The sequence below is a fragment of the Arthrobacter sp. zg-Y1143 genome, assembly GCF_030125565.1.
GTDB lineage: Bacteria > Actinomycetota > Actinomycetes > Actinomycetales > Micrococcaceae > Arthrobacter_B.
Genome location: NZ_JASKLW010000010.1, coordinates 41163 through 61255, shown reverse-complemented (window position 1 = coordinate 61255; position 20093 = coordinate 41163). Strand labels below are relative to the sequence as shown.

General features: G+C 65.5%; 18 protein-coding genes. 7 read left to right on the top strand and 11 right to left on the bottom strand.

Annotated elements, in window-relative coordinates:
• Window positions 1–137: 137 nt before the first annotated feature.
• The 3 genes from QNN98_RS12465 to QNN98_RS12455 form a co-directional block, all read right to left on the bottom strand.
• Complete coding sequence (locus QNN98_RS12465) at window positions 138–359, bottom strand: SCO4848 family membrane protein (RefSeq protein ID WP_227914166.1); 222 nt, start codon at window positions 357–359, stop codon at window positions 138–140.
• Window positions 360–367: 8 nt separating this feature from the next.
• Complete coding sequence (locus QNN98_RS12460) at window positions 368–871, bottom strand: DUF2505 domain-containing protein (protein ID WP_283997545.1); 504 nt, start codon at window positions 869–871, stop codon at window positions 368–370.
• A gap of 112 nt (window positions 872–983) precedes the next feature.
• Window positions 984–1676: a hypothetical protein gene (locus tag QNN98_RS12455; protein WP_227926998.1), complete on the bottom strand. Its 693-nt coding sequence runs from the start codon at window positions 1674–1676 to the stop codon at window positions 984–986.
• 280 nt (window positions 1677–1956) lie between these two features.
• Between QNN98_RS12455 and mfd the strand changes: the two genes are divergently transcribed.
• Window positions 1957–5556: a transcription-repair coupling factor gene (gene mfd / locus QNN98_RS12450; protein WP_283997542.1), complete on the top strand. Its 3600-nt coding sequence runs from the start codon at window positions 1957–1959 to the stop codon at window positions 5554–5556.
• Between the two features lie 34 nt (window positions 5557–5590).
• On the opposite strand, the gene QNN98_RS12445 is transcribed toward mfd, so the two are convergent.
• From QNN98_RS12445 to QNN98_RS12430, 4 genes are all read right to left on the bottom strand, one after another.
• On the bottom strand, window positions 5591–5728 hold the full coding sequence (locus QNN98_RS12445) for a hypothetical protein (RefSeq protein ID WP_227914170.1): 138 nt from the start codon (window positions 5726–5728) through the stop codon (window positions 5591–5593).
• A 184-nt stretch (window positions 5729–5912) separates the two neighbouring features.
• Window positions 5913–6164 carry a hypothetical protein gene (locus QNN98_RS12440; protein ID WP_227914171.1) on the bottom strand — a complete coding sequence of 84 codons (252 nt, stop codon included), beginning with the start codon at window positions 6162–6164 and terminating at the stop codon, window positions 5913–5915.
• A 40-nt stretch (window positions 6165–6204) separates the two neighbouring features.
• Entirely contained in the window at window positions 6205–6879 is a 675-nt protein-coding gene (gene deoC, locus QNN98_RS12435) for a deoxyribose-phosphate aldolase (protein WP_283997539.1), read from the bottom strand.
• 128 nt (window positions 6880–7007) lie between these two features.
• Window positions 7008–7151 (bottom strand): hypothetical protein, encoded by a 144-nt coding sequence (locus tag QNN98_RS12430; RefSeq protein ID WP_229960749.1) that lies wholly within the window; start codon window positions 7149–7151, stop codon window positions 7008–7010.
• A 156-nt stretch (window positions 7152–7307) separates the two neighbouring features.
• On the opposite strand from QNN98_RS12430, the gene QNN98_RS12425 reads away from it, so the two are divergent.
• From QNN98_RS12425 to QNN98_RS12415, 3 genes are all read left to right on the top strand, one after another.
• Window positions 7308–8336, top strand: coding sequence for a hypothetical protein (locus QNN98_RS12425; RefSeq protein ID WP_229960748.1), 1029 nt, complete (start codon window positions 7308–7310; stop codon window positions 8334–8336).
• Window positions 8337–8505: 169 nt separating this feature from the next.
• Window positions 8506–8910: a DUF7793 family protein gene (locus QNN98_RS12420; protein ID WP_227927002.1), complete on the top strand. Its 405-nt coding sequence runs from the start codon at window positions 8506–8508 to the stop codon at window positions 8908–8910.
• Window positions 8910–10484, top strand: coding sequence for a putative bifunctional diguanylate cyclase/phosphodiesterase (locus tag QNN98_RS12415; protein ID WP_227927003.1), 1575 nt, complete (start codon window positions 8910–8912; stop codon window positions 10482–10484). The genes QNN98_RS12420 and QNN98_RS12415 overlap by 1 nt, the downstream gene beginning before the upstream one ends.
• A 38-nt stretch (window positions 10485–10522) precedes the next feature.
• On the opposite strand, the gene QNN98_RS12410 is transcribed toward QNN98_RS12415, so the two are convergent.
• From QNN98_RS12410 to QNN98_RS12400, 3 genes are read right to left on the bottom strand one after another with little or no spacing between them, the layout of a single operon-like run.
• Window positions 10523–11077 (bottom strand): dihydrofolate reductase family protein, encoded by a 555-nt coding sequence (locus QNN98_RS12410; protein WP_283997532.1) that lies wholly within the window; start codon window positions 11075–11077, stop codon window positions 10523–10525.
• A gap of 18 nt (window positions 11078–11095) precedes the next feature.
• On the bottom strand, window positions 11096–12847 hold the full coding sequence (locus QNN98_RS12405; protein WP_283997530.1) for a phospho-sugar mutase: 1752 nt from the start codon (window positions 12845–12847) through the stop codon (window positions 11096–11098).
• Between the two features lie 34 nt (window positions 12848–12881).
• Window positions 12882–13682 carry a purine-nucleoside phosphorylase gene (locus QNN98_RS12400; RefSeq protein WP_227914179.1) on the bottom strand — a complete coding sequence of 267 codons (801 nt, stop codon included), beginning with the start codon at window positions 13680–13682 and terminating at the stop codon, window positions 12882–12884.
• 91 nt (window positions 13683–13773) lie between these two features.
• Between QNN98_RS12400 and QNN98_RS12395 the strand changes: the two genes are divergently transcribed.
• Window positions 13774–15180 carry an NAD(P)H-quinone dehydrogenase gene (locus QNN98_RS12395; RefSeq protein ID WP_283997528.1) on the top strand — a complete coding sequence of 469 codons (1407 nt, stop codon included), beginning with the start codon at window positions 13774–13776 and terminating at the stop codon, window positions 15178–15180.
• Window positions 15181–15359: 179 nt separating this feature from the next.
• A complete protein-coding gene (locus QNN98_RS12390; protein WP_283997526.1) occupies window positions 15360–16775 on the top strand; it encodes an MFS transporter in 1416 nt (471 codons plus the stop codon).
• Window positions 16776–16913: 138 nt separating this feature from the next.
• Here QNN98_RS12390 and QNN98_RS12385 read toward each other — a convergent pair whose 3' ends face one another.
• The gene (locus QNN98_RS12385) at window positions 16914–18725 is read right to left on the bottom strand and encodes an acetyl/propionyl/methylcrotonyl-CoA carboxylase subunit alpha (protein WP_283997524.1); all 1812 of its coding nucleotides are present in this window, start codon (window positions 18723–18725) and stop codon (window positions 16914–16916) included.
• Window positions 18726–19170: 445 nt separating this feature from the next.
• On the opposite strand from QNN98_RS12385, the gene QNN98_RS12380 reads away from it, so the two are divergent.
• On the top strand, window positions 19171–20007 hold the full coding sequence (locus QNN98_RS12380) for a putative endonuclease domain-containing protein (RefSeq protein ID WP_283997522.1): 837 nt from the start codon (window positions 19171–19173) through the stop codon (window positions 20005–20007).
• Window positions 20008–20093: the final 86 nt, after the last annotated feature.

Below are 20093 nucleotides of genomic sequence, written 5' to 3'. Positions count from 1 at the left end.
CCAGTCTACCCGGTTCTACGTTGGCGGGTGTCCCGGAAGCCCCTGCAGCGGACTCCGGGGGTCTTCAACGGTCCGGGAACAGCGCAACGCCCCGGAAGGAATCCCTGCCGGGGCGTTGCGGAGAAGCAGCCGGAAGATCAACCGGCCAGTGCCCGGATGCCGATCACTATGGTGGCCAGGCCGAAGACCATGGCGGAGCTGATCTTCATGAGGTTCACCGTCATGTACCGGGTGGCGGCTCCGTTTTCATCTCGGGCCTGCGGGGATTTCAGTACGTCCTTGAGGAAGGAGGGCCAGACCAGGATGGACCACAGGCCAGCGACGATCAGGACGAGGGCCAGGGGCGTGGGAAGGCTCATGGAGATGCTTAGCCCTTCCGGCTTTCGATCCACTTGCCGGCCTGGCCTGCCTGGATGGTCAGCGCCTTGCCGATCATGGGTTCGGCGGCCTTGGCGATTTTGTCGCCGAGGAACGGAATGGAGGAACGGACGTTGCCATCGACGTCCACCCGGGTGCCTTCGGCCACTGTGACCAGGCGCTGTACGGCCGTCACCTTAAGCGGAACGCCGCCCACGGACAGTTCAACAGCGGCTTCGCGGGTGCCGTCCGCGCCCGGTGCGGCCCACTGTTCCTTCTGGGTGACGGTCAGGGTAGCGCCAACGAACTTCTTGGCGATATCCGGGAGGCGGTCGGTCGGCATGGTGCGCACTGCTGTCAGGACAAATGCACCTGCCGTGTCGCCCTCCACGGTGGCCGAGACCAGGGCGCCGCCCACGTGTTCGCTGATGGTGCGCAGGAAGTCCTCGTTGGCGAAGGCGTCCGTCACGGTGGCGACGTCGTAGGGCAGGATGGTTGTTGCGTTCAGGGCCATGGGTCCTCCAGAGGTGGGTGCGAACGCCGGCTGAATAACTGCGGGCACGCCCGCCTACCGGCCAACCCTCATCCTAAACCGGACCCGCAGCCGGCCTGTAAACGGCCCCCCCCTACTGAGCGAGGGTCAGGCAGCCGGCTGCTTCGCCGTTTTCGCTGCCGCCCGCCTCGAAGATCAGCAGGGAGTGGCCGCCGCCGCTGCCCGGCAGGACCCACGGCACCGTACCGGTGGCCGTGGCATTGCCGGAGGAGTCCGTGGTGAAGTCCACGGCCAGTCCGTTGCCGCCGGTACTGTCCTGCGGATTCTGGACCAACCCGCCGGCATCGGCAGGGTCCGCTCCGCAGGCGCGCTCGTGCAGTTGCGCGGTGAAGGTCATGTCCGGGGAGAAGCCCTGGGCGGTCAGTTCCACGGTGGTGTCCGCATTGGTCTCGGTGACGGTCACGATGCCCTCGGCGTCGTCCGGAATCAGGCCCGCGTTGTAGCTGATGGCGACCGCGTTTTCGCAGTACGGGCCGAAGGTTCCTTCGTTCAGTCCGTCGGTCGGGGATGCGGCCGGGGTTCCGGTGCAGCGTTCATTGGCAGCTGTGCTTCCCGGGATCCCTGCCGCCTGGCAGTTCTCTTCGCCGGGGCTGTTGGGGGAGATGGTGGAGCAGGACGACGCATCCGATGCCGAGGAGGTCGAGCTGCCGGTGGCGGTGCCCCCGCCGTCGCCGTTGGTGCCGGCGCAGGCGCCAAGTGCGAGGGTGAGTACCGCCAACCCGATAGCCCGGAAGGGCGCTTTGCGTGCCGGTGCTTTGCGTGTCATGGGGCAATCCTCCGTTGGTGAAGGCAGCCGCAAGGCCAGCTGCCGGAAAGGAAGCTGTGGGGAACTGCAGTGACGCCAGTGCCTTTCAAGCGTCGCAGGGCGCACAAGGAAAATCCAGCAACGGATTCGATGGGGAGCGCAGGGCCGGAAAACCGTCTTTCCGCTCTCAGCGACAGGTGCGCCGGAGCCCCCAGGCAGCGGGTAGGGTGGAAGAAAACCCCGGGGTTCCGTCTGTGAACTTCGGGTATTTGCGTTGCGTCGTGAAGGAGAAAACACCCCCATGAGCCTGAACGGACTGCGTGCCGCCCTCGCCGAGGACCCGTCCTACGCCCGGGTGCGCACCCTTTCCTCCCGGCCGCCCGCAAACCGCAGTGAGGACCTGCAGATCGGTGCGCCGCAGGGCATGCGCGCGGCGCTGCTGGCCGAAGTTGTGGACGGCCTGGCCGCCTCGGGGGCCGGCGACGGCGTGCCCCCGGTGGTGCTGGCCGTGACCGCCACGGGGCGTGAGGCTGAGGACCTGGCCGCTGCGCTGCGCAGCTACCTTCCGCTGGCGGGCATCGAGGAGTTCCCGAGCTGGGAGACGCTCCCGCACGAACGGCTTTCGCCCCGCTCGGACACGGTGGGACGCAGGCTGTCCGTCCTCCGCAGGCTGGCCCATCCGGAAACCGCTCCCGTGCAGGTTGTGGTGGCGCCGGTGCGTGCCGTTGTCCAGCCGCTGGTGGCAGGCTTGGGGGAGCTGAAGCCGGTCGCCCTGAAGGTGGGGCAGGAGCAGCCCTTCGACTCCGTGGTCACCGCACTGTCCGAGGCGGCCTACGCCCGGGTTGACATGGTCTCCCACCGCGGTGAGTTCGCGGTGCGCGGCGGCATCCTGGATGTTTTCCCGCCTACCGAGGACCACCCCATCCGCATTGATTTCTTCGGCGACGAAGTGGATTCGATGCGCTGGTTCGCCGTCGCAGACCAGCGCAGCCTGTCAGGTGAGCACATCACCCACCCCAGCGAGCTTTACGCTCCTCCCTGCCGCGAAATCCTGATCACTCCCTCAGTGATGAGCCGGGCCGCGAAACTCAAGGACCAGATGCCCGCAGCGGCGGACATGCTGGAGAAGATCGCCGGCGGTATTGCCGTGGAGGGTATGGAATCCCTCGCACCGGTCCTGGTGGACCGGATGGTTCCCCTGATGGGAGAGCTGCCCGCCGGCTCGATTGCCGTGGTGATTGAACCCGAAAAGGTCCGTGCCCGCGCCCATGACCTGGCCGCCACCAACGAGGAATTCCTTGCCGCGGCGTGGGCCACGGCCTCCGACGGCGGCTCGGCGCCGCTGGACCTGTCCGCAGGACTCGCGGCGGACCTGAACGCCGCCAGCTTCCGTTCCCTGGCCGAAACGCGCACCGCAGCGCACGCCAACAGTGTGGCTTGGTGGTCCATCACGTCCTTTAACCCGGACGACGAAACCGTGCTGGATATCGACACGCTGACCATCAACGCCCGCGAACCGCGCGGCTACCAGGGTGATGTGGCCGAGATGATGGACTTCATCGGCGGCCGCGTGCGCGACATGTGGCGCGTCGTCGTCGTCACCGAAGGCCCCGGGCCGGCAGCACGGCTGGCCGAACTGTTCCGCGAGAATGACATCCCCGCCGCCCTGGTGGAGTCCGTGGACACCGAACCGCGCCCCGGCGTCATCGCCATCACCACGGCCAGCGCCGGCCGCGGATACGTCTTCGACACGCTCAAGACCGGGCTCCTCACGGAAGCCGATCTGCTGGGCCGGGCCAGCGCATATTCCACGCGCGACATGCGCAAGATGCCCTCCAAGCGGCGCAACGCCGTGGACCCGCTGCAGTTGCACGAGGGCGACTTTGTGGTCCACGAACAGCACGGCGTCGGCAAGTTCATTGAACTGATCCAGCGCGCCACCGGAGCCGGCGCCAACAAGACCGTACGCGAGTACATGGTGCTGGAATACGCCTCCTCCAAGCGCGGCGCTCCGGGGGACCGGCTGTTTGTCCCCACAGACCAGCTGGACCAGATCACCCGCTATGTTGGCGGCGAAACCCCGGTGCTGTCCAAGATGGGCGGCTCCGACTGGGCCAAGACCAAGAGCCGGGCCCGGAAGGCCGTCAAGGAGATCGCCGGGGAACTGATCCGGCTGTACTCGGCCCGGATGGCCTCCAGGGGCCACGCCTTCGGCCCGGACACCCCCTGGCAGCGGGAGCTGGAGGAAGCCTTCCCCTACGTGGAAACGCCGGACCAGCTGACCACCATCAACGAGGTCAAGGCGGACATGGAGCGCGAAGTGCCCATGGACCGCCTGGTGTCCGGCGACGTGGGCTACGGCAAAACGGAAATCGCGGTTCGGGCGGCGTTCAAGGCGGTGCAGGACGGCAAGCAGGTGGCGGTGCTGGTGCCCACCACGCTGCTGGCCCAGCAGCACATGGAAACGTTCGCCGAACGCTTCTCCGGCTTCCCGGTCCGGGTGGATTCGCTCTCCCGGTTCCAGACCGCCAAGCAGGCCAAGGCCACCAATGAGGGCGTCAAAAACGGTTCGGTGGACGTAGTGATCGGCACCCACCGCCTGCTTTCCCAGGAGGTCCAGTTCAAGGACCTGGGCCTGGTGATCGTGGATGAGGAGCAGCGTTTCGGCGTGGAGCACAAGGAAGCGCTGAAGAAGATGCGCACCAACGTGGATGTGCTGGCCATGAGCGCCACCCCGATTCCCCGCACCCTGGAAATGTCCCTGACCGGGATCCGGGAGACCTCCACCCTGGCGACCCCGCCGGAGGAACGGCACCCGGTGCTGACCTACGTGGGTCCGTACACGGACAAGCAGGCTTCCGCCGCCATCCGCCGGGAGCTGATGCGTGAAGGGCAGGTCTTCTTTGTGCACAACCGGGTGTCCTCCATCGACCGGACCGCCGCGCACCTCCAGGAGCTGGTGCCGGAGGCGAGGATCGCCGTCGCGCACGGCCAGATGAGCGAGTCGAAGCTTGAACAGATCATTGTGGACTTCTGGGAGAAGCGCTTTGACGTGCTGGTGTGCACCACCATCATCGAGACCGGCCTGGACATCTCCAACGCCAACACGCTGATCGTGGACCGGGCAGACCACTTCGGCTTGTCCCAGCTGCATCAGCTGCGCGGGCGGGTGGGCCGCGGCCGGGAGCGGGCCTACGCCTACTTCCTCTACCCGTCCGAGAAGCCGCTGGGCGAGGTGGCGCTTGAACGCCTCAAGGCAGTGGCCACTCACAACGAACTGGGCGCCGGCATGCAGCTGGCAATGAAGGACCTGGAAATCCGCGGCGCCGGCAACCTGCTGGGCGGGGAACAGTCCGGGCACATAGCCGGTGTTGGTTTTGATCTGTACATCCGGCTGGTGGGCGAAGCTGTGGCCGATTACCGCGGCGAGGCTGAGCAGAAGGCCGCCGAGATGAAGATCGAGCTGCCGGTCAACGCCCATCTGCCCCACGAGTATGTGCCGGGGGAGCGGCTGCGGCTGGAGGCCTACCGCAAGCTGGCTTCCGCACTGACCAACGAGGGGATCGATGAGGTCCTGGCCGAACTGGTGGACCGCTACGGCGAGCCGCCGCAGGAAGTGAAGAACCTCATCGATGTGGCCCGGTTCCGGGTGGACGCGCGGGAAGCCGGGCTGACCGACGTTGCGCTGCAGGGCAACTTCATTAAGTTCGCCCCTGCCGACCTGCCGGAATCACGCGTGATGCGGCTGCAGCGGATGTACCCGGGGGCGCAGGTCAAGCCGGCCCTGAACGCGGTGCTCGTGCCGAAGCCGAAGACAGCGCGGATTGGCGGACGGGACCTGATGGATGCCGAAATACTGGCGTGGGCCAAGCAGGTGCTGGACGCCGTTTTCAAGGAGTAGGGGCTCCCCGGGGCTCCCGGGGCTCCCGGGGCGGTCAGCCGGTCACGGCGACCAGGAAGAGTGCGGCGGCGGCCACCAGGCAGGAGACCAGGACCGCGTAGCCAATGAAGGTGATGCGCTGCTGCCGGGCCCGGTCCCGGCGCCATTCCCTGCGGGTCATCATGGTAGTCATGCAGCGAATCTAGGGAGCGCTTCATGCGTGCGCTAAGAGTAAGGGCTACCTGCTTGCCCCGGGCCGCTACTCAGTTTCCCCGGCCGCGGTCCCGCTGCTGCGGGCAGCCTGCGGTGTTAAGCGAGCGATGCACCCGGGCCGGTGGCCTCGGGTGCATCGCTGGTGTGGTGCTGTGGTGCCGGACCTACTCGTTGTGGGAGTAGCCCTTTGCCAGTTCGGTGGTGGTGTCCGAACGCCCGATGGTGAAGGCCACGAAGTACATGCCGCAGGCGGCAACCAGCAGGATGGCCATGGGCCAGACGTTGTCCAGGCTCAGCCAGTTCAGTGAGAAGATGGCGCCGAGGAAGACCGCAAACATCACTACGAAGGTAAGGATGTTGCTGACCAGGTGACCCTCGCCTGAGTGTGTCGGCTGCTTTGACCGTGTTCCAACCATGGAGTTCTCCGTTTCAAAAAGTGTTCAGTAGCGTTGCGGGTCAGTAGTCCGACGTGGCTTTGCTTCCATTAACAATAGCGATTCCGGAGCTCGCTCCGATACGCGTGGCCCCGGCGTCGATCAAAGCCTGCGCATCTTCGGCGGAACGGACGCCGCCGGAGGCCTTTACGCCCAGGTCGGGACCGACCGTGCGGCGCATCAACGCAATGTCTTCCACCGTTGCTCCGCCGCCGTTGAAGCCGGTGGAGGTCTTGACGAAATCAGCGCCGGCGTCAACCGATGCTTCGCAGGCCAGGACCTTCTGCTCGTCGGTGAGCAGGGAAGTTTCGATGATGACCTTCAGGATGCCGCCGGCGGCGTGGACGGCGTCGGCGACGGCGGCGATGTCGCGGACCAGCGCGGCGCGGTCGTTGCGGCGTGCTGCGGCAATGTCGATGACCATGTCGATTTCGTCGGCGCCGTCCTGCAGTGCACCCTGGGCTTCGAAGACCTTGACCTCGGTGGTGGTGGCACCCAGGGGGAACCCGATCACCGAGCAGGTCAGCACGCCGCTGCCCTTCAGGGCGTTGCGGACGGTACCTACCCAGAGCGGGTTCACGCATACCGACTTGAACTGGTATTCGGCGGCTTCGGCGCAGACCCGCAGGATGTCCTCGCGGCTGGCCTCGGGCTTCAGGAGCGTGTGATCAATGTACGAGGCAATGGGGGTAGGCATGGATCTATCTTGCCACAGGGGCAGTGGTGGAAAGCCGCGGGAATGCGGCGGGAGCTCCTCGGAGCCCGGGAAAAATAAGCGGCCGGGCCCCCGAAATCAGGCGCCCGGCCGCTTAGACTGCTTTGTTTTTAGTGGTAGCCGGGCCAGTTGCCCATCAGCTGGATATTAGAGCTGCCCGCGGCGGCCGATACAGTGGCAGCCGAAGCGGGCGCTGCCGCGCCCGCTCCGAGGAGGACAGCGGCCAATAGTGCTGCTGCACCAAGTTTTTTCATGGAGTGCTCCTTGGGGGAAAGTTCATTCGGGGTGGGACAATTGGAGTGTAGCTATGCTTAGGATCCAATTGATGTGCGGCGCGCCTTCTTTGGGGAATGCTGAGCAAATATTTTATGTAACCGTTGGATCTTGACCCCTGAAAGAGGCCTGCAGCGTTGGAACAGAATCCAGTCGTTATAGTCAACGAGTATCGAGCACAGCAGGCCAAGGCTGAGCATGACTATGCAAAGGCTATTGAATACTCCGCAATTGCCCGCGATGCAGCCCTAAGCGACGGCGACAAGTGGGCCTTTCACCGGTCATCTTTCAATATCGCTCATTTTCAGTACGCACTGGGACGAATGGACGACTGCATTCGCACCATTGAGGAACTGGTGGAGCACGCTGCCATGGCTGATTACCCTGAGTTGGTTGCCCAGGCCCGGACGTTACTGGCCCACGCGCTGCAAAACAGCGGGGCGACCGATCGAGCCCTGACCGCCGCCGAAGAGGCGGCGAGCGTTATTCCGGATGAGCCGGGACAGCTCCGTCTGGCACTTCAGCACTCCATCGTTTCCACACTTGCGGAGAAGGGCGAATCAGAAGATGCCTGGCGGGAGGCGCTGGTCTTGGACACTTTGGTTGGACCGGAATCCGGCACTAAAGTCCGCGGCATGGCTTATTGGGCCATCGGAAATGCCGGCTTTATGTCCGGACGAATCACCGAGGGACAGGAGTATCACGACCGGGCGGCAATCGACCTCGTCCGTGTAGGCGACGTGAATCTGTGGGCACTCTTTAACAAGGCTGCTGCCAATATGCGCCTCGAAGCAGGTCTCATAAACAGCGCGACACTTGAATGTGTTGAACGGGCAGAGGTTGCTATTTCCGTTGCGGGCGGCAACGTTGCGGACAAGGTGGAAATTCTCCTGGCACGCGCCCATTGGGAATATGCGTCAGGGAACTTGGAAGTCGCTGAGAATAAGCTCCGTGAGGTTGCGGCCCAAACCAAGGAGCTGTTCCCGTATATTCGAGCCCAATCCCTTCAGCTGCTCAGCGGGTGCCTGCTGCAGGCGGGCCGAAAGGGGGAGGCACTCAAAGTCGCGCTGGAAAGCGAGCAGATCTTCCTGGAAACCGGTGGCGCCGAGCGTGCGTTCCAAGTCCGCACATTCATTGACACCATGGAAGCAGCCCGCGAACAATAGGCCCCTTCGAAAGCAGGGAGCAACACAACCACAGGAACTCGATATTTAAGCATTGAAGGCGCACAATACAAGCACGGTCTCCGAACTACCGGCGGCGGCGCTATCAGTTATTCCAATACGGCGAGGCATACCGCTGCATAGAGGTCCCGCGCGGCGACTTGGGGGAAACATGGCTAGATACGAGGGGCACCCGACAACGGTGCAGTACCCGCCCGCGCCCGGATCCATGGACGTTCATCTGTCCGAGGAGGGTCACCTGGTGCTTGAGCTGCCGCCGGGCGAGGTTGTGACGGGCACCATGGCCGAGATTGCGGCCGAGAACATCATCAGGATGGCCAGCAGCGGTAAGTTGCCGTTGCTCCTGACCCTGTCCGGTGTCGAATCCATCACCCGGGGTGCCCGGGAGGTATTCAGTGCTGCGCGTTCCCTCTCCGCCGTCGCCGTCATCGGTGTTTCACCGGTTGACCGCGTTATCGCCAACTTCCTTCTGGGCGGGGAAGTCCAGCCCTGCCCCACCCGTTATTTCTCCTCCGAGGCGGACGCCTTGATCTGGCTGGAACGGTTCGCCTCGTGATGGCGGATCAAGATCAGGCAGCACCCTCGGCATATAACGACGCCCGGTTGAACAAGATCGTGGAGGGCATTGTCAGCATTGCCGCCGGCGATCTGTCTGCCCGGATTCCCATATCGGCTGCCCGTGACCAGGTGGACGCGGTCAGCACCGGTATTAACCTGCTGGCCGCAGAGCTGGATGACATCTACCGCGACTTTGAGCAGCGCGTGGAAAACCGCACCGAGGAATTGCGGGAGGCCCATGCCCAGATGCAGCACATGGCACTCTCGGATCCGCTCACCGGCGTCGCAAACCGGCTGGCGCTGATGCAGGTAACCGAAGATGCGTTGAGCGAGTGGAACGGTGCGGAGCCTGCGCCTGCAATGTTGATGATCGATCTCGATGGGTTCAAAGACATCAACGACAGCTTCGGCCACAACGCGGGGGACCGCGTCCTTCAGGAGGTTGCCGTGCGGCTGCTCCGCGCGGTGCCGCCGAGGAGCACCGTGGCCCGGCTCGGCGGGGACGAATTTGCAATCCTGCTGCCGCGCGTGAATCGTTTGTCCGCCCGTGCAGCGGCAGAGCGGCTTCAGGAGGCACTGAGCATCCGTACCGAGGTGGAAGAACTGGATGTGTGGCCGCGGGCCAGCATCGGGGTTCACCTGGCCGAAGCAGGACAGTCCGCCACCGATCTCCTCCTGCGTGCCGACACCGCAATGTATATCGCGAAGGATGAGGGCCCCGGGATGGTCCGGGCCTTCGAACCGGTCATGCTGTATGCCCGGCAGCTGCGCCGGGACATGGTGTCCGAACTGCGCAACGCCGTGGAACGCAACGAATTCCGGCTGGACTACCAGCCGGTGGTGGACCTGGCCAGCGGGCGGATGCAAGGCGTTGAGGTCCTGCTGCGCTGGCAGCATCCCACACAGGGACTGATCATGCCGGACGCTTTTATCCCCCTGGCTGAGGAGTGCGGCGCCATTGGGGGCATAGGCCGCTGGGTGCTGCGGTCTTCCCTCGAGCAGTTGGCGGCTTGGCGGGCCGCCGGAAACGACCAGGACGGGTTCCACATCCGGGTCAACGTCTCCCCGTCTGAGTTGCAGAGCATGGACCTGGTGGACTATGTCCGCGCCCAGCTGCGGGAAACGGGAGCAGCTCCGCGGGATCTGGTCCTGGAAATCACCGAGAGTGCGTTTGTAGGCAGCGGAGACGTGGAGACGTACTCCATGAAGTCACTCAAGGCACTGGGAGTACGGCTGGAAATCGACGACTTCGGAACCGGGTATTCCTCCATCAGCTACCTGCGGCGACTGCCCGTGGCCACCGTCAAGGTGGACCGGGCCCTGATTGCCACCATCAGCCGGGACGAAGGCCAGCTGAAATTCGTGGACGCCGTGCACCGCCTCATTCAGGCGGCCGGGATGGAAGCCGTCTTTGAGGGCATTGAAACCCGTGACCAGGCCCGCCTCCTGCGCCAGATGGGCTGCTCCAGCGCGCAGGGCTACTTCTTCAGCCGCCCGCTGTCGGCTGAGCAGGTGGGAACCCTGCTGGCCAGCGGCAGTCGTCTGCCCCTGGCCACCGAACTGCTCGCCTGACTGCACGCCGCCGGCCAAGCGCCCTCCACCGCCCGGGCTTACTTCTGCACCCGGTAGTGGAGGAACACCACACCATTGCCGAAGCGCTGTTCCTCCACCAGCTCCAGGTCCAGGCGGAGCCCGGCCGGCAGGAAACGCTTGCCGCCGCCGATGATCACGGGGGAGAGCAGCTGCTGCACCTCGTCCACCAAGCCGGCCTGCAGCGCCTGCGCGGCGAGGGCCGCTCCGCCCACCGAGACGTCGCCGTCGGACGCCTCAACGAGGGTCCGTACGGCGTCGGGGTCGAAGTTGTGCTCCAGCCGTGTGCGCGGTGCATCCAGTTCCGTGAGGGAGCGGGAATACACCACTTTGTCCGCCGCCTGCCAGATCCGGGCATACTCCTGGATGGCTTCGGGCTCGTCCGGCGGCACGGAATCCCAGTACGCCATCACCTCGTACAGTTGACGCCCCAGCAGAAACGTCCGCATGTTGCGGTCCAGTCCGTTGACGAAGCGGTGCACCTCTTGGTCGGGCATGCTCCAGTCAAAGGACCCGGACTCGTCCGCAATGTAGCCATCCAACGAGGTGATGCCTGTGTAGATCAGCCGTCCCATGCCGGTCTCCCGCTTAGGTTAGAGTCCCAGGGCCGTCCGTACATCCGCCAGCACGGCGTCCAGCGCAGCGCGTGCCTTGGCACGGGCGGCCGGCAGCTCCTCGGCCGAAGCCACCGGCTCAATTACCTCGAGGTAGCACTTGAGCTTTGGCTCGGTTCCACTGGGGCGGATGATGACCCTAGTGTTGTCCCGGGTAATGTACCGCAGTCCGTCGGTGGGCGGCAGGCCCGCGTCGCCCAGGGAAAGGTCGACGGCGGATTCCACCTCGGAGCCGGCAAAAGACACGGGCGGGTGTTCGCGCAGGCGCTGCATCATCTCGGTCAGCAGGCCCAGGTTGTCCACCCGGACGGAGAGCTGGTCGCTCTGGTGCAGGCCGTGGGTCAGGGCAAGGTCGTCGAGCTCATCGAAGAGGGTCCGGCCGGCGGCCTTCAGCGACGCGGCCAGCTCGGCAATCAGCACACCGGCGGAGATGCCGTCCTTGTCCCGCACCAGTCCGGGAGCCACGCAGTAACCCAGGGCCTCTTCGTAGCCGTAGGTCAGCTTCGGCACCCGCGAGATCCACTTGAAACCGGTGAGGGTCTCCTGGTGCTCAAACCCGGCCGCTTCGGCGACCCGGGCCAGCAGGCGGGAGGACACGATGGAGTTGGCGAAGACCACGCCTTTACGGCTCTTTTCGCCGCGGACCTTCCACCGTCCCGCAGCGATCCGGCGGGAGATATGGCGGCCGAGCAGGGCCCCCACTTCGTCGCCGCGCAGCATCCGCCATTCACCCGTGGCCGGGTCCTTGGCGGCGACGGCGGCGCGGTCGGCGTCGGGGTCATTGGCCAGGACCAGATCCGCATTCCGCTCGACGGCCAGTTCCAGGGCCAGGTCCAGCGCGCCGGGTTCCTCGGGGTTGGGGAAGGCTACGGTGGGGAAATCCGGGTCCGGCAGCGCCTGCGCGGCCACCAGCGCCACCGAGGTGAACCCGGCTCCGCGCAGCACCGACGTCATGGTTTCGCCGCCGACGCCGTGCATGGGTGTCAGCACAATGTCCAGGTCCCGCTCGGGGTAGCCTTCGGGGTGCATCAGCCCGTCCACGGCGCCGATGTAGTCAGCCACGAGGGATTCGGAGACCTCGGTGTAGCCGTCCGGTGCCAGCTCGATTGAGTCCAGCGGCGCCGTGTAATCGATCCGCGCCGCGATCTCGGCGTCGTACGGCGTGACAATCTGGGCGCCGCGTCCCGGCCCCTTGACCGTGCGGCCGCCCAGGTACACCTTGTAGCCATTGTCCCGGGCCGGATTGTGGCTGGCGGTAACCATCACTCCGGCGTCGGTGTCCAGGGCGCGTACGGCATAGGCCAGCAGCGGCGTGGGCAGGGTGCAGGGAAGCAGGAACGTCTCGATGCCGGCAGCGCCGAACACCGCAGCGGTTTCCAGCGCGAAGTCCCGGGACTTGTGCCGCGCGTCGTAGCCAATCACGGCGCTGGGGGTCCAGTTGTCCCCGGCGGTGTCCTGCAGGAAGGACGCGATGCCCGCAGCCGTGCGGCGTACCACCACCCGGTTCATCCGCATGGGACCGGCGCCCAGTTCCGCCCGCAGCCCCGCGGTGCCGAATTCCAGCGTGCCGGCAAACCGGTCGGCCAGGTCGTCGGCCGCTTCGGCGTCGTTGGTTTCCAAAGCGCGGAGCACGGCGCGCAGTTCCGCCGCGGTATCGGTGTCGGGGTCACTCGCTGCCCATGCTTTTGCTGCGGCAACGAGTTCATCCAGTTCAACGGAATTCATAGTCATGATGTGTACCTTGCTGGGCAACGGCGGAGCGCCGCTAGATCCGGTTGATGATTTCGGCGAGCAGCTTGGAGATGCGGGGGCCGGCGGCCTGCCCGGCTTCCAGCACCTCCTGGTGGCTCAGGGCCACCGGGCTGATGCCCGCGGCGAGGTTGGTGACCAGGGAGATGCCGAAGACCTCCATGCCGGCGTGCCGGGCAGCAATGGCTTCCAGCGCGGTGGACATGCCCACCAGGTCGGCGCCGATGGTCTTGGCGTATCGGACCTCGGCCGGGGTTTCGTAGTGCGGGCCGGTGAACTGTGCGTAGACGCCCTCGTCCAGGGTGGGATCCACGCTGCGGGCGACCTCCCGCAGGCGCGGGGAGTACAGATTGGTGAGGTCCACGAACGTTGCCCCCTCCAGCGGGGAGGTGGCCGTGAGGTTGATGTGGTCGCTGATGAGCACCGGGGTGCCGGGCTGCCAGGCCGGGTTCAGGCCGCCGCAGCCGTTGGTCAGGACCATGACCTTGGCGCCGGCGGCGGCTGCGGTACGCACACCGTGCACGACGGCGCGTACTCCCTTGCCCTCGTAGTAATGGGTGCGTGCGCCCAGGACCAGGGCACGCTTGCCGTCGGGAGTGAGCACCGAACGGATGGTGCCGACGTGGCCCTGAACGGCAGGGGCGGAGAAGCCGGGGATGTCGGAGGCGGAGAGGGTGGCAGTGGTCTCGCCGATGAGCTCCGCTGCTTCCCCCCAGCCGCTGCCGAGAACCAGGGCAATGTCATGGGAGGGCACACCGGTGTGCTCGGCAATGTAGTCGGCGGCCTGCTGGGCAAGTTCAAATGGGTCGTTAGTCACACCTACAACCTACCGTCTTCACACGCTGGCCGGGTGCGGGGCCGGCGGCGCCGTTTGAGCGCCGTCACGGGATGGGACACAATAGAGCCTTGTGACGAGCCAACTAGATTTCACTGCCCGGAAAATTGCCATCCTCGGAGGTGGCCCCGGCGGCTACGAGGCCGCCCTGGTGGCCGCATCCCTCGGGGCGGACGTAACCATTGTCGAGCGGCAGGGACTGGGTGGCTCTGCGGTGCTCACCGACGTCGTTCCCTCCAAGACCCTCATCGCCACCGCCGATGTGATGACCCGCATGACCGCCGCCCGGAACCTGGGCGTTGAATTCGGCGATATTGCCAGCCCGGTCTTCGCTGACCTCAAGGTAGTCAACCACCGCCTGCTGGCGCTGGCCAAGGAACAGTCCAATGACATCCGCCGCACGCTCGAACGCGTGGGCGTGAAGGTAAAGATCGGTGCCGGCCGGCTGCTGAACAACACCACCATTGAGGTCACGGCCGACGACGGCACGGTCGACACCGTCGAGGCCGAGGCCCTGCTGATCGCCACCGGCGCCAACCCCCGCGAGCTGGACACCTCCCTGCCCGACGGTGAGCGCATCTTTACCTGGAAGCAGATCTACAACCTCACCGAGGTGCCCGAACACCTGATTGTCATTGGTTCCGGCGTGACCGGAGCCGAGTTCGCCAGCGCCTACAACGGCCTGGGCACCAAGGTCACGCTCATCTCCAGCCGCGACCGGGTGCTGCCGGGCGAGGACGCGGATGCCGCCGTCGTACTCGAAGACGTGTTCCAGGCCCGCGGCATGACGGTGCTCAGCCGTTCCCGCGCCGATTCGGTGAAGAATACCGGCGACGGCGTGCTGGTCACCCTTTCCGACGGCCGCACCGTGGAAGGCAGCCACTGCCTGGTGGCCGTGGGCGCCATTCCCAACACCGCCGGCATCGGCCTGGAAGAGGCCGGGGTGCAGCTGGATGACCGCGGCCAGATCAAGGTCGACGGCGTCTCCCGCACCACGGCGCCGAACGTGTATGCCGCTGGCGACTGCACCGGCGTCTTCAACCTGGCGTCCGTGGCCGCCATGCAGGGCCGCATCGCCGTGGCGCACCTGATGGGCGACGGCGTGAAGCCGCTGAAGCTCAAGCAGGTTGCCTCAAATATCTTCACATCGCCGGAAATCGCGTCCGTGGGCGTTTCCGAAGCGGACGTTGCCGAGGGCCGCTACCAGGGCGACGTCATCAAGCTCTCGCTGCACACCAATGCGCGGGCCAAGATGATGGACGTCAAGGAAGGCTTCGTAAAGATCATTTCCCGCAAGGGCTCCGGCACCGTGATCGGCGGTGTGGTGGTGGGTCCGCGTGCTTCCGAGCTGATCTTCCCCATCGCGCTTGCCGTGACGCAGAAGCTCCACGTGGATGACCTGGCGAACACCTTCACGGTTTACCCCTCGCTCACCGGCTCCATTTCCGAGGCGGCTCGGCGCCTGCACGTACATATGTAGCGTTTTACGCTTCCCCATCCCGCGTCCGCGGCGGAGTATTCCAACCGCGGGCGCGGGTTTTTTGTGCCCGGAATATGACAAACGCCGAAACATTGTCCACTATTTGGAATCGAATCTCAGATAACGGACGCCGTTGCCTACGATGTGGATACTTCAATTCCTCTTGCGAAAGACTCCCAATGCCTACTACGAATCGTTCTGCGGAAGCGGTGCCGGCCAAGGCCAATTCGAAGAGCCGCGTGATCGTTGCCAGCCTGATCGGCACGTCCATTGAGTTCTACGACTTTTACGTTTACGCCACGGCTGCCGTCCTGGTCTTTCCCCGGCTGTTCTTCCCGAACGCGGAAGGCGCCACAGCCCTGCTGAGCTCGTTTGCCGTCTTCGGGGTGGCCTTTATTGCCCGCCCGCTGGGGTCGATCATCTTCGGGCATTTCGGAGACAAAGTCGGCCGCAAGGGGACCCTGGTGGCCTCGCTGCTGACCATGGGCATTGCCACCTTCCTGATCGGGTGCCTGCCCGAGGCCAAGGACGGGTGGATCATCCTGGCGCCGGCGCTGCTGGTTGTGATGCGCTTCGCCCAGGGCCTGGCCCTCGGCGGGGAATGGAGCGGCGCTGCCCTGCTGGCGACCGAGAACGCCCCGGCCAACAAGCGCGCCGTCTGGGGAACCTTCCCGCAGCTGGGCGCTCCCATCGGCTTCATTCTCGCCAACGGGTTGTTCCTGCTGCTGAGCTTCCAGCTCACCCCCGAACAGTTCGACCAGTGGGGCTGGCGCGTGCCGTTCCTGGCCAGCGCCGTCATGGTCATCATCGGCCTGTACGTGCGGTTGAAGCTGGTGGAAACCCCGGCGTTCCAGAAGGCAGTGGACTCCGGTGAAGTGAGCAAGCTGCCGCTGGGACGGGCGTTCCGCTTCAGCTGGCGGCAGATGATTGCCGGCACCTTCATCATGCTGGCCACCTATGTCCTCTTCTACCTGATGACTACCTTCACCCTCACCTACGGCACTGCGGCGAAGACGGAAGAGGCGGCACGCGCCGCCGCCGAGAAAGCCAATAAAGCCTTCGACCCCGAGACCTTCTCGGCGGGCCTGGGCTATGCCCGCAACGACTTCCTGATCATGCTGATTGTGGGCGTCGTGTTCTTCGGGATCTTCACCCTGGTGGCCGGGCCGCTGGCGGAGAAGTTCGGCCGCCGCAAGACCCTGCTGACCGTGACCGCGGGAATCTTCCTTTTCGGCTTCACCTTCGCGCCGCTGTTCTCCGGCGGCACCGTGGGTGTCATGACCCTGCTGATCATCGGCTTCACCCTGATGGGACTCACCTTCGGTCCGATGGGCGCCATGCTGCCGGAACTGTTCCCGACCAACGTCCGGTACACCGGCTCCGCCATTGCCTACAACGTCTCCTCGATCCTGGGTGCGGCCGTGGCACCGTTCATCGCCGTCGCCCTGTGGCAGGCCGCAGACGGCAGCCCGTGGCTGGTGGGTATCTACCTCAGTTCCATGGCGGTGCTGACCCTGGTGGCGCTGTTTGTCACGAAGGAAACCCGCGACGTCGACTACGAGAACAACACCACTGAGGCCGTGAAGGTCCGCTAGGCAGGCTCCGGCAGACAGCTGTTCAGCGGCAGGGCAAAGGCCCGGTTCCCCCAGGGGAGCCGGGCCTTTCCGTTGTGCTGTGTTGTCTGTGGTGCCTGTGTTGCCCTCGCGCGGGCCTGCGGGCCTGCGGGCCCGGGCCTAGTCGGCGATGGTGGCGATGACGGCGCCGGCGGACACGGTTGCACCGGGCACCGCCGTGAGTCCGGTGACGGTGCCGGACTTGTGCGCGGTCAGCGGCTGTTCCATCTTCATGGCCTCCAGGACGACCACCAGGTCGCCCTCCCGGACGGCCGTCCCGTCCTCCACCGCCACCTTGACGATGGTGCCCTGCATGGGCGAGGTCAGGTCATTGCCGGCTGCTGCCGCGGAAGCACCGCCGCGGGAACGCTTGCGGCCCTTGCCGCTGCCGCCGTTGCGGGGACCGTTGGACGCGCCGTTTCCGGCACCGCCCAGCCCGGCGGGCAGCACAACCTCAAGCCGCTTGCCGCCCACTTCCACGGTCACACGGCGGCGTTCGTCGTCGTCGTTCGCTTCGCCCGCCTCGCCGCTCCAAGCCGGCAGGGAGTTCACGAACTCGGTCTCGATCCAGCGGGTGTGGACACCGAAGCCGGTTTCGGAGGTGAAGGCCGGGTCGGCCACCACGGCGCGGTGGAAGGGCAGGACGGTCGGCATGCCAACGACGTCGATCTCCGCCAGGGCGCGGCGGGCACGCTGGAGCGCCTGGCTGCGGGTGGCGCCGGTAACAATGAGCTTGGCGAGCATGGAATCGAAGTTTCCGCCCACCGTTTCGCCGGCCTCAATACCGGAATCGACCCGGACGCCGGGGCCGGTGGGCAGCTTGAACGCGGAGACTGTGCCCGGCGCCGGCATGAAGTTGCGGCCCGGGTCCTCGCCGTTGATGCGGAATTCAAAGGCGTGCCCGCGGATTTCCGGGTCCCCGTAGCCCAGGGCTTCGCCGCGGGCAATGCGGAACTGCTCGCGGACCAGGTCCAGTCCGGTGACTTCCTCGGACACCGGGTGCTCCACCTGGAGGCGGGTATTTACTTCCAGGAAGGAGATGGTGCCGTCCGTGCCGACCAGGAACTCACACGTGCCTGCACCCTGGTATCCGGCCTCTTTCAGGATGGCCTTGGACGCCGTGTACAGGCTGGCCGTCTGTTCCTCGGTGAGGAACGGGGCGGGGGCTTCCTCGACCAGCTTCTGGTTGCGGCGCTGCAGGGAGCAGTCGCGGGTGGAAACCACAACGACGTTGCCGTAGGCATCGGCCAGGCACTGGGTTTCCACGTGCCGGGGAGCGTCCAGGAAGCGCTCGATGAAGCACTCGCCGCGTCCGAACGCCGCAGTGGCTTCGCGGACCGCGGAGTCGAACATCTCGGGGATTTCCGCGCGGGTGCGGGCTACCTTGATGCCGCGTCCGCCGCCGCCGAAGGCAGCCTTGATGGCCAGGGGCAGGCCGTGCCGGTCAGCGAAATCCAGCACGTCCTGGGCGGACTCGACCGGATCCGGGGTGCCGGGTACCAGCGGGGCGCCGACCTTGGCGGCAATGTGCCGGGCCTGGACCTTATCGCCGAGTGAGGAGATGGCGCTGGGGGAGGGGCCGATCCAGGTCAGGCCGGCGTCAATGACGCGCTGGGCAAACTCGGCGTTTTCGGAGAGGAAGCCGTAGCCGGGATGGATGGCGTCTGCGCCGGAGCGCGCCGCAGCGTCGAGGATTTTATCCATGTCCAGGTAGGACTCCGCGGCGGTGCTGCCGCCCAACGCGTAGGCCTCATCCGCGAGGCGTACATGCAGTGCGTCCCTGTCGGGGTCGGCATAGACGGCAACGGCGGCAAGGCCTTCATCACGCGCTGCGCGGATTACCCGGACGGCAATTTCGCCGCGGTTGGCAATGAGGATCTTGGTGAGTGCCTTGGCGGAGGTCGCGGCAGGCTCGGGGATGTTCTGGCTCATTGGTGCACTGGCTCCTTTTGATCTGTTCGGAGCCTAGCGCGGTTTTGTGGTCTCGGGCCATAATGCGTGCTGTTTCTGCGTGGGACACAGCTGTTCGTTGTGGGGTTTCTACAAAGCACATGGTGCTTGTGAGGGTCGGTCCCGGCTGGGGCACCGGCGAGGGACTTCGGCGAGGGAGGGATCCTTTGGGGACGGGTCTCGGGCCGGAGATTCGTCTGCGGGGTGCTCCACCGCCAACCCGCTGCAGCATGGGGACTGTTCCTCCCGCGGGGGAAGTCCTGGACTGGTTCCGCACCGGCGGACGCTTTTTGCCGCCCCGGAGTGCAGGGTGGAGTGGAATGGCTGCCTGAGGTATCCGCGCCCCTTGCCAGTGGCTCTTAAACCCTTTACGTTTTCCGCCGCCAAAGCCCTCAGCATCACCGAGAATCGACTCCGTGCGTCGGACATGAGAACGCCCAGCCGTTCCATTCGTGTGCCATTAGGCGGCCATTACACGTTGGCCGACAGGTGCCGGCCGTACGCGGACTTGTTGCCAGACGCCGTCGTAAGCCATGCCACGGCCGCCCGGCTCCACGGCATGGTGCTGCCGCGCCGCTTGGCTGAGGAACCGGTCATCCATTTGAGTCGGCCCCCGGGCAAAAGCCAATCCCGGCGACGCCACGTCGTCGGACATCGTCTGGTGCTCCACCCGGGTGAGATCACCAACATTCTGGGGTTGCCGGTCACCAGCATCGCCCGCACTTGGCTGGACCTTGGAGGCATGCTCACGCTGGAGGAGTTGATCATCTCGGGCGACCAAGTGGTGAGCGAGCATCATCGTAGTTTCGGCCCCCGCAGAGTGGCACGGGTGCCGCTGCCGGAACTGAAGCGTTACATCGAGGGGAAGTCCGGAATTGCGCATCTATCGAAGTGTCGGACAGCGCTTGGGCACCTGCGTGCCGGAGTTGATTCCCCTCCCGAAACCCGGCTTCGGCTGATGCTCGCGCACGATCCGCATCTGCCGGAGTTCCTTCCCAACGTGGCCATCTGTGATGTCGACGGCACACCGCAGGTATGGGTTGATCTGGGCTGCCGCAAGTTCCGGACCTGCTTGGAGTACGAGGGTGCCCACCACCTGACCCCTGAACAGCAGGCGAAAGACCATCACCGGGACCTTCTGACGGCCGAATTGGGTTGGGTCCAGGTGAAGATCAGCCGGGCCGATCTGCTGCAAGGGGCAGGCTGGGTCCAAGCGAAAGTGCGCCGAGGACTGACGCTAGCCGGGTGGGAGCCTCCTCGGTAGGGCCTCCCAGGACCTGCTCGGTGGCGTGCCGCCAGGCAGGGCTCGAGTGAGCAGATAACGGGGTATCGGAGCCCGGAAAAGCCCGG

Bases quoted from the DNA above. Each gene is read 5' to 3' on its own strand.
- QNN98_RS12465 (WP_227914166.1), bottom strand. From the start codon at position 359: ATGAGCCTTCCCACGCCCCTGGCCCTCGTCCTGATCGTCGCTGGCCTG.
- QNN98_RS12460 (WP_283997545.1), bottom strand. From the start codon at position 871: ATGGCCCTGAACGCAACAACCATCCTGCCCTACGACGTCGCCACCGTG.
- QNN98_RS12455 (WP_227926998.1), bottom strand. From the start codon at position 1,676: ATGACACGCAAAGCACCGGCACGCAAAGCGCCCTTCCGGGCTATCGGG.
- mfd (WP_283997542.1), top strand. From the start codon at position 1,957: ATGAGCCTGAACGGACTGCGTGCCGCCCTCGCCGAGGACCCGTCCTAC.
- QNN98_RS12445 (WP_227914170.1), bottom strand. From the start codon at position 5,728: ATGACTACCATGATGACCCGCAGGGAATGGCGCCGGGACCGGGCCCGG.
- QNN98_RS12440 (WP_227914171.1), bottom strand. From the start codon at position 6,164: ATGGTTGGAACACGGTCAAAGCAGCCGACACACTCAGGCGAGGGTCAC.
- deoC (WP_283997539.1), bottom strand. From the start codon at position 6,879: ATGCCTACCCCCATTGCCTCGTACATTGATCACACGCTCCTGAAGCCC.
- QNN98_RS12430 (WP_229960749.1), bottom strand. From the start codon at position 7,151: ATGAAAAAACTTGGTGCAGCAGCACTATTGGCCGCTGTCCTCCTCGGA.
- QNN98_RS12420 (WP_227927002.1), top strand. From the start codon at position 8,506: ATGGCTAGATACGAGGGGCACCCGACAACGGTGCAGTACCCGCCCGCG.
- QNN98_RS12415 (WP_227927003.1), top strand. From the start codon at position 8,910: ATGGCGGATCAAGATCAGGCAGCACCCTCGGCATATAACGACGCCCGG.
- QNN98_RS12410 (WP_283997532.1), bottom strand. From the start codon at position 11,077: ATGGGACGGCTGATCTACACAGGCATCACCTCGTTGGATGGCTACATT.
- QNN98_RS12405 (WP_283997530.1), bottom strand. From the start codon at position 12,847: ATGACTATGAATTCCGTTGAACTGGATGAACTCGTTGCCGCAGCAAAA.
- QNN98_RS12390 (WP_283997526.1), top strand. From the start codon at position 15,360: ATGCCTACTACGAATCGTTCTGCGGAAGCGGTGCCGGCCAAGGCCAAT.
- QNN98_RS12385 (WP_283997524.1), bottom strand. From the start codon at position 18,725: ATGAGCCAGAACATCCCCGAGCCTGCCGCGACCTCCGCCAAGGCACTC.
- QNN98_RS12380 (WP_283997522.1), top strand. From the start codon at position 19,171: ATGAGAACGCCCAGCCGTTCCATTCGTGTGCCATTAGGCGGCCATTAC.